The following is an 8,144-nucleotide window of genomic DNA, read 5'->3' on the forward strand; positions in this document are numbered from 1 at the left end:
AAGCCCACTCCTTGCTGGTGACAACTCATACACAGCAAGCGCTATCGAACGCTATACGGCCACGGTAACTGAACGAATATGTGAATTGGACAACTCACTTGCCTCACTTCGCTTAGCGCTAGGCTTCATCATGGATCTAGCAACTGGTGATAACGTCTCCCCAAGTGAGTATAGGTATCACTATGAGAATTTCATCTTCCGAGCAGTTGGAGTCATTGATCGTTCTCACCGCTTAGTTGGTGCTTCGTTAATGCTTGACGCTAAAAAGTATGAAAGCTCTCGGGGAAATTTGTATGTCTCGAAGGAAGTTAAGGAGGCATATCCGGCGGTATATGCAGCGCTTGTTTCTATTACAACGACAGTCGACAGCCACAAGGCCCTCAGAAATGCTGTCATCCATGCATCTGCTTTTTCCAACCGAGAATTCGGTCTTCTCTCAGCATTTGAGAATCTCAAGATCCCCGTCCCTGATGATGTTGATTTGCAAGGGTTGATGCGCGAGCACTTTTCAATGAACGGGGGCGAAGTAGCCATCGTTATCTCAGAGCTAGAAGCTAGGCTATCGGATCTTTTGAACTCTCTTGGCCCTATATTTGCGAAAACATGTCCGTCTGGCGTCGAACTATCAAAGCCAGACAACAACATTGCGCCACATCACCTTGAACATTAACTCGGCGTATTTCGCATCCAATCCGCCGTCCCGAAGAACGATTCGCGCAGCCGGGCCCGCAGCGTCTCATCGATGCCCACCTCGCCCATGGCCTGGTCCATGCAGGCCAGCCACTGGTCGCGCTCCAGGATGCCGATCTTGAACGGCAGGTGGCGTGCGCGCAGGCGCGGGTGGCCGAAGCGTTCGATGTAGTGGTTGGGGCCGCCGAGCCAGCCGCAGAGGAACCAGAACAGCTTTTCGCGCGCGCTGGTCAGGTCACTGCCGTGGGCGGCGCGCAGCTCCTTGTAGGCGGGCTCCAGGTCCATCAGGTCATAAAAGCGCGTCACCAGTTCCTGCACGCGCGCCTCGCCGCCGATCCAGTCAAAGGCATTGCCCGGTTCCGGCTTCTCTTCAGTAGTCATGGTCAAAATGGCACCTGGCCCTTGTGAAATATGCGCCAACAGCTATCAAATCAATAGCAAATCATCACTGTGCCGCACGACGCAGCGTCTCCACCACTGGCCGGCGCAGCACGTCGCGCAGGCCCCACCAGCCGGCTGACAACGCCAGCACGGCCCCGGCCAGGGCGCCGGCCAGCGGCACGAGCAGGGAGACTGCCCAGTCGAATTCGAACACAAAACGCGCCAGCGCCCAGCCCACCGCGGCGGCCACCAGCGAGGCCAGGAAACCCGCCAACAGGCCGACACCCAGCAGCTCGGCACGCTGCACCTGGCGCAGCAGGCCGGCACTGGCGCCCACGGCCCGCATGATGGCGAATTCGCGCGCACGGTCCTCGCGTGTGGCCGTCACCGCTGCCAGCAAGACGATCAGCCCGGCCGCGAGCGTGAAGCCGAACAGGAACTCCACCGCACGGATCACCTGGTCCAGCACGCGCTGCACCTGCAGCAGCGTGGTGCTCATGTCCACCACGGTGATGTTGGGGAAGTGGCGCACCAGGGTGTTGTCAAAGCCTTTGACGTCCGGCGCGCGGAAGGCCGTCATGTAGGTGCTGGGCACCTCGGGCATGCGGCTGACCGGGTAGATGGCAAAGAAGTTGGCACGCATCGAACCCCAGTCCACCTTGCGCAGCGAGGTGATGGTGGATTCGGTCGGCACACCGGCGATGTCGAAGCGCAGCGTGTCGCCGAGCTTCAGGCCCAACGTCTTGGCGATGCCTTCTTCCATGCTGATGGCGCCCGCCTCCTCCGGCGTCCAGCGCCCTGCCGTCAACGGGTTGTGCACGGGCAAGGTCGCGCTGTGCGACAGGTTGAACTCGCGGTCCAGCAGGCGGCGCGCGCGGTCTTCGGCGTAGTCCTCCGGCTTCACGTCGCGGCCGTTCACCGCCACCAGCCGGCCGCGGATCATGGGGTACCAGTCGTAACCGCTGACACCGGCATTCTTCAAGGCCTGCTGGAAGGCGTCGCCCTGCTCGGGCTGGACGTTGATGACAAAACGGTTCGGCGCATCGGCCGGCGTGGCCTGGCGCCAGCCGGCGATCAGGTCGGTGCGCAACAGCACCAGCAGCACCAGTGCCAGCAGGCCCACCGCCAGGCTGCTGACCTGCACCACGGTGTAGGCCGGCCGGGCGGCGATCTGGCGCGTCGCCAACACCAGCCAACGCGGTGCGCTGGCCTCGTTCACGGCGCGACGCAACAGCCACACGGCGCCCCAGCTGGCCGCGGCGAACAACGCCACTGCGGCGGCAAAACCCCCTACGGCGATCAGCCCGAGCTTGAGATCACTGCTCACCGCCAGCAGCAGTGCCGCAAAACCGGCCACACCAAGCGCCAACACACCGAGCGAGGCCGGGCGCAGGTTGCCGACATCGCGCCGCAGCACGCGCAGCGCCGGCACCTGGGCCAACTGCAGCACCGGCGGCAAGCCAAAGGCCACCAGCAGCGTCTGCCCCATGCCCAGGCCGAACAGCACCGGCCAGAGGCTCGGTGCCGGCAAGGCGGTTTCCACCAGGCCGGCCAGCAGCAACACAAACACATGGTGCACCGCATACCCCAGCAGCACACCGAGCGTGCTGGCGGCCAAGCCGGCGAGCACGAACTCGAAGGTGTAGCTCCAGGCGATAGTGCGGTGACCCAGGCCCAGCACACGCAGCATGGCGCAATCGTCCAGGTGGTTGCTGGCAAAACCGCGCGCGGCCAGCGCCACCGCCACCGCACTGAGCAGGGCCGCCAGCAGCGCTACCAGATTGAGGAATTTCTCGGCCCGGTCCAGCGTCTGCCCCATCTCGGGCCGCCCACCCTGCAGCGACTCAACGCGCAGGCCACGCAGGCTGCGCTGGGCGATTTCGTCATTCGCCCATTTCACGTAGCGCGCTACGGCTCGGTCGGCCCCTGCCACCGCCAGCCGGTAGCTGACGCGGCTGGCCGGCTGGATCAGCCCGGTGGCAGCGATATCCGCCTCGCGCATCATGGCGCGCGGTGCGAAATTGATGAAGCCGGCACCCCGGTCGGGCTCCAGCACGATGACACGGGTGATGCGGAAACTGCGCTCGCCCAGCAGCAGCGTGTCGCCCGCCTGCAGCCCCAATGCCTCCAGCAGCGGAGCATCAACCCAGACTTCGCCCGGCGCCGGAATGTCGTCGGTCTTCTCGCCGGCGGCGGTCGGGTTGCTGGCCACGGTCAACTGACCGCGCAAGGGATAGCCCTCTTCCACCGCCTTCAACGCCACCAGCCGGCTGGCGCCACCACGCTCCTCCGGCGCACGCGCCATGGTGGGGAAACTCAGCGAGGTCGACACCTTCAAGCCCAGCGCGCGCGCCTGCTTGGCAAAAGCCTCGGGGGCCGGGTTGTCACTGGCCACCACCGCGTCGCCACCGAGCAGCTGGCGTGCATCGCGCTGCAGGCCACCCTTGAGCCGGTCGGCAAAAAAACCGACGGCGGTGAGGGCCGCCACCGCCAGCGTGACGGCCAGCAGCAGCAGGCGCAGTTCACCGGAGCGCAGATCGCGCCACAGGGTGCGCCAGCCAAGTTGCCAGAAAGTAATGTTCATAAAGGTAGCTTAGAGGATTTCCGGAATCCTGTTGCGCACCGGGGCAAGGCACGTTGTACCTGAGGTATGCGCCGTCGATGAGGCGCCCAGCCGACCCGCGCGGCCAAGCCACGGCGCTCGTGCCGCCTGAATCCCCGGAAAGCGGGGCGCGGGTCGCTTCAGAAGTCCATCACTAGCGACACATTCACATGGCGTCCCGGCTGGGTATAGGCGTCTGCCTGGGTGGTCGCGCTAGCGGCGGTGAGGCCTTGCACATCGGACCACAGCCAGTATTTCCGGTCCGTCAGGTTGATGATGGCGGCATTGAGCCGCAAGCCCTTGCGGATGCGCCACTGCCCCGAGAGGTCGAGTGTCGTAGCGGCGGGCACGTCGCTGAACTGGAAACTGCCGGCCTTGACGCCTGCCGTGACATCGATGTCGTCCGCATTCTTGGCAGCGTGGTGGCGCATGTCCAGCCGCAGGGTCCATGCCGCGGTGGCGTAGTGAAGTCCCAGCGTGAGCATAGCAGGATCGACCGAATTCAACGGACGCCCGTTGCCATCGTCCTGGCCACGTGCCTGCCCCAGGGTGAATGGCATCGACAGGTTGCCGCTGCCCACCCGTCCCCAGTCCATCCGCCCCTTGAGCTCGAACCCCCAGATGGTGGCATTGTCAATGTTCACGGTTTGGTACTCGTAAGGGTCGGCCACCGTGTTGCTGCCGCGCATCAGCTTCTTGTCCACGATCAGCTGGTTGTAGCGCCCCGTGAATGCGGCCACTTCCAGGCTCAAACGCTCAAAGCGCGTGCGCACGCCCAGCTCGAAATTCTGGCTGGTCTCGGACTTCAGGTTGGGATTCGGCAGCAAGCGCGCATTGATGCCCGGCGACGGGTCGAAATAGCCATTGAGCTGCGTGGCATTGGGCGCCTTGAAGCCGCTGGCGTAGTTGCCGTAAACCGCCCAGCGGGAATCGATCTGGTACAGGGCCCCCAGCTTGGGAGAGGCATTAAAACCCGAGATCGACAGCCCGGGTGCCGTGGCTGGCGGTGCATAACCGGCCTGGCTGATCACGTCCAGTGCAAAACTCTCCAACCGCAGGCCGGGCGTGACGCGCCAGCGCTCGCTGCCAAACTCGCTCTGCGCATACGCCGCGATGCTTGAATCGCGCGAGTCGGGGAAGTATTTCTTGGGAACGTAAGCGGTCAGTGGCGCCGGGTCGTAGCCTCCGAACCAGCTGGTGATCTCGGTGCTGGTGTAATCCAATCCATAGGTGATCTTCTGCGACCATTCGCGCGACAGGGGCAGGGTCTTGTTGGCCTGCACACTGGCTTGCCAAGCGTGCTCGGCGTATGTGGTGTCACGGACCCGGACTTTGCCATCGTTGCGTGTGGTGCGCCCGTTGTCCTGCGCATCCGAATTCTGCAGACTCAACACCGTCTGCAGATGGTCAGCCCAGGCGGCATTCAGCGCGTAATGCGCATCCCAGGTGATCCGGTCCCGGCTCAGGTTCTGGCGGGCGTTCTCGCCCACGACCGACGCGGCCACCAGCGGCGGCTTGACCCGGCTGGTCAGCAGTTCGACATCCGAGTTCTTGTTCACATGCTCCACGGTGAGAATGTGCTTCTGGACACCATCGGGCCTGGCCACGAGCTTGGCCAGCAATGAATCACCCGTGGTGTTCTGCGGATTGGGACGGGTGCGGTCGACATTGGCCGCATCGTTGGTGCCCATGTTGTTCAACGCCTGGCCTCGCTGGGTGGTAGCGGTGACCAGCCACTGCAGCGTCTCGCTGGCACGGCCGGCAACCGTCGTCGCCACCTTGAATGTGTCGTCGTCTCCACTCCAGCCCGCTGCCACGCGTCCACCCAGGTTCCTGACCTCGCCATCGTCCGTGGCGAGGAAATCGATCGGCTCGTACGTGATGAAGTTGACCATGCCGGCCAAGCCGTCCGAGCCGTACAGGACAGAGCTGGGTCCACGCACCAGCTCCACGCGCTTGACGAGATCAAGCGACAGGGCATCCCGCCCGAAGGCATTGTTGCCGTTGACATAGCTGCGCGGCAGGCGGATGCCGTCCACCAGCATGAGCACCCGGTTACCGCCCAGACCCCGGATCGTGAAGCCCGTGTTGCCATCTCGCCCCGTCGGGTTGCCCGCCCCGGTCACGGTGAACCGCGCTGGTGCGTGCTTGACCGAAACATTGGGCATGTCGGCCGCCAGTTCCTTGATGTCGCCGATCTGTTTTTCCTCCAGCGCCTGCTGGTTCACCACCTCCATGGACATGGGCAATTCGTCGAGCGACTGCTCGCTGCGCGAGCCACTGACCACCACGACTTTCAGGGTGGGCGTATTGACATCAGCCGTGGATTGCGCGTGTGCCAGCGTGAACACACCGCAAAAGACAAGCACGCCCGGAATGATCTTCCACCCACTGAAGGCCGGGATGGAAAGGAATGTGACGGTGCTTTTCATAAGATGCTTCAGAGCGAGGAGACTGCGCTGAAAAAAGAATTGTCAAACATATATGTATTCAGGATGATGGCCAGTTTAGAGGGCAAGGTCAGACCCGGTTTGACCCATATCAAGGCACAGATTCAGTCGACAACGTCTCCGCAAAAAAGAAGCCTTATCAGTACATCTTTGTCATAAGTCAAAGATGGCACCCGGGACCTGGCGCACGATGTCTTGGTCTTACCCGCCGCATGAAATCTGTTCTGTGGCATGCGGCGGGCGGGCTCTGTGCAAGCAGGGGCTGGTTCTCTTAAACCACAGGCGACAAGGAGTTCGTTCATGAAAATACGAAAACTCAGGCACGTGGCAGCACTTGTGCTGGCAACGCTGGCCGTTTCTTCATTCGCAGAAGACAAAAAGGGCGTCAGCGCCCCGGAAATGAATTACCAGGCCGGCTCGTCACCGCTGGCCAATGAGCCGATGGTGCAAAGCACCAACCCCAAGGCCCCACCGATGACGCAGGCCGAATTTGACGTCGCGCGCAAGATCTACTTCGAGCGTTGCGCCGGTTGCCACGGCGTGCTGCGCAAGGGCGCCACGGGCAAGCCCCTGACCCCTGACCTGACTGTCGCCAAAGGCACGGACTACCTCAAGATCTTCATTGCCTACGGATCTCCTGCCGGCATGCCGAACTGGCAAACCTCGGGCGAGATGAGCGAGAAGGAAGTGGACCTGATGGCCCGCTACATTCAGCACGATCCGCCGCAGCCGCCCGAGTTCGGCATGGCGGAGATGAAGAAGACGTGGAAAGTCATCATTCCGCCGGCACAGCGCCCGACGAAGAAGATGAACAACTACAACATCAGCAACATCTTCTCGACCACGCTGCGTGACACCGGCGAGGTGGCGCTGATCGACGGCGACACCAAGCAGATCATCAACATCATCAAGACCGGTTACGCGGTGCACATCTCGCGCCTGTCGGCATCGGGACGTTACCTGTTCGTGATTGGCCGCGATGCCAAGATCAACATGATCGACCTGTGGATGGAAAAACCCGACAACGTGGCCGAAATCCGCGTTGGCCTGGAAGCCCGTTCGGTCGAAACCTCCAAGTACAAGGGCTTCGAGGACAAGCTGGCGATTGCCGGCAGCTACTGGCCGCCCCAGTTCACCATCATGAAAGGCGATACGCTGGAGCCGCTGAAGATCGTGGGAACCCGCGGCATGACGGTGGACAAGCAGGAATACCACCCCGAACCCCGTGTTGCTTCGATCGTGGGCTCGCACTTCAAGCCTGAGTTCGTCGTGAATGTGAAGGAAACCGGCAAGACATTGCTGGTGGACTACCGCAACATCGACGCACTCAAGACCACGGAGATCGGCACCGCCCTCTTCTTGCACGACGGCGGGCTGGACTCCACCAAGCGCTACTTCATGGTGGCCGCCAACAACAGCAACAAGATTGCTGCGGTAGATCTGAAAGAAGGCAAACTGACCAAGCTGATTGACGTGGGCAAGATCCCCCACCCGGGCCGCGGCGCCAACTTCATCCACCCGAAGTTCGGCCCCGTCTGGGCTACCGGCCACCTGGGTGACGAGACGATCTCGTTGATCGGCACCGACCCGGTGAAGCACCAGCAGTACGCTTTCAAGGAAGTGGCCAAGCTGAGTGGCCCCGGCGGCGGCGCGCTCTTCATCAAGAGCCACCCCAAGTCGCAGCACCTGTACTCGGACGCACCGCTGAACCCGGATCCCAAGATCTCGCAATCGGTGGTGGTGTACGACATCAAGAACTTGGACAAGGGCTACACCGTGCTGCCGGTTGCTGAATGGGCTGGCCTGAAGGACGATGGCGCCAAGCGTGTCGTGCAACCGGAGTACAACAAGGCCGGCGACGAAGTGTGGTTCTCGGTCTGGTCCGCCAAGAACAAGGAAAGTGCGCTGGTGGTGGTGGACGACAAGACCTTGAAGCTCAAGGCCGTGATCAAGGACCCGCGCTTGATCACCCCGACCGGCCACTTCAACGTGTACAACACCCAACACGACGTGTACTGACC

The 8,144-nt window shown here is 62.3% G+C and carries 5 protein-coding genes; 2 read left to right on the forward strand and 3 right to left on the reverse strand.

Annotated features, from left to right (window positions below; genetic code table 11):
* Positions 1–670: Cthe_2314 family HEPN domain-containing protein (locus tag CDE01S_RS18605; protein WP_218016543.1), on the forward strand; the 670-nt coding region annotated here is incomplete at its 5' end.
* Here CDE01S_RS18605 and CDE01S_RS17495 read toward each other — a convergent pair.
* The 3 genes from CDE01S_RS17495 to CDE01S_RS17505 form a co-directional block, all read right to left on the reverse strand.
* Positions 667–1,071, reverse strand: a complete 405-nt coding sequence (locus CDE01S_RS17495) for a group II truncated hemoglobin (protein ID WP_066710700.1) — start codon at positions 1,069–1,071, stop codon at positions 667–669. The genes CDE01S_RS18605 and CDE01S_RS17495 overlap by 4 nt on opposite strands.
* Before the next feature lie 64 nt (positions 1,072–1,135).
* On the reverse strand, positions 1,136–3,655 hold the full coding sequence (locus tag CDE01S_RS17500; RefSeq protein WP_066710703.1) for an ABC transporter permease: 2,520 nt from the start codon (positions 3,653–3,655) through the stop codon (positions 1,136–1,138).
* Between the two features lie 158 nt (positions 3,656–3,813).
* Complete coding sequence (locus CDE01S_RS17505; protein ID WP_084382978.1) at positions 3,814–6,105, reverse strand: TonB-dependent hemoglobin/transferrin/lactoferrin family receptor; 2,292 nt, start codon at positions 6,103–6,105, stop codon at positions 3,814–3,816.
* A gap of 318 nt (positions 6,106–6,423) precedes the next feature.
* On the opposite strand from CDE01S_RS17505, the gene CDE01S_RS17510 reads away from it, so the two are divergent.
* On the forward strand, positions 6,424–8,142 hold the full coding sequence (locus tag CDE01S_RS17510) for a nitrite reductase (protein ID WP_066710706.1): 1,719 nt from the start codon (positions 6,424–6,426) through the stop codon (positions 8,140–8,142).
* Positions 8,143–8,144 lie beyond the last annotated feature (2 nt).

Source organism: Curvibacter delicatus NBRC 14919 (assembly GCF_001592265.1).
Classification (GTDB): Bacteria; Pseudomonadota; Gammaproteobacteria; order Burkholderiales; family Burkholderiaceae_C; genus Hylemonella; species Hylemonella delicata.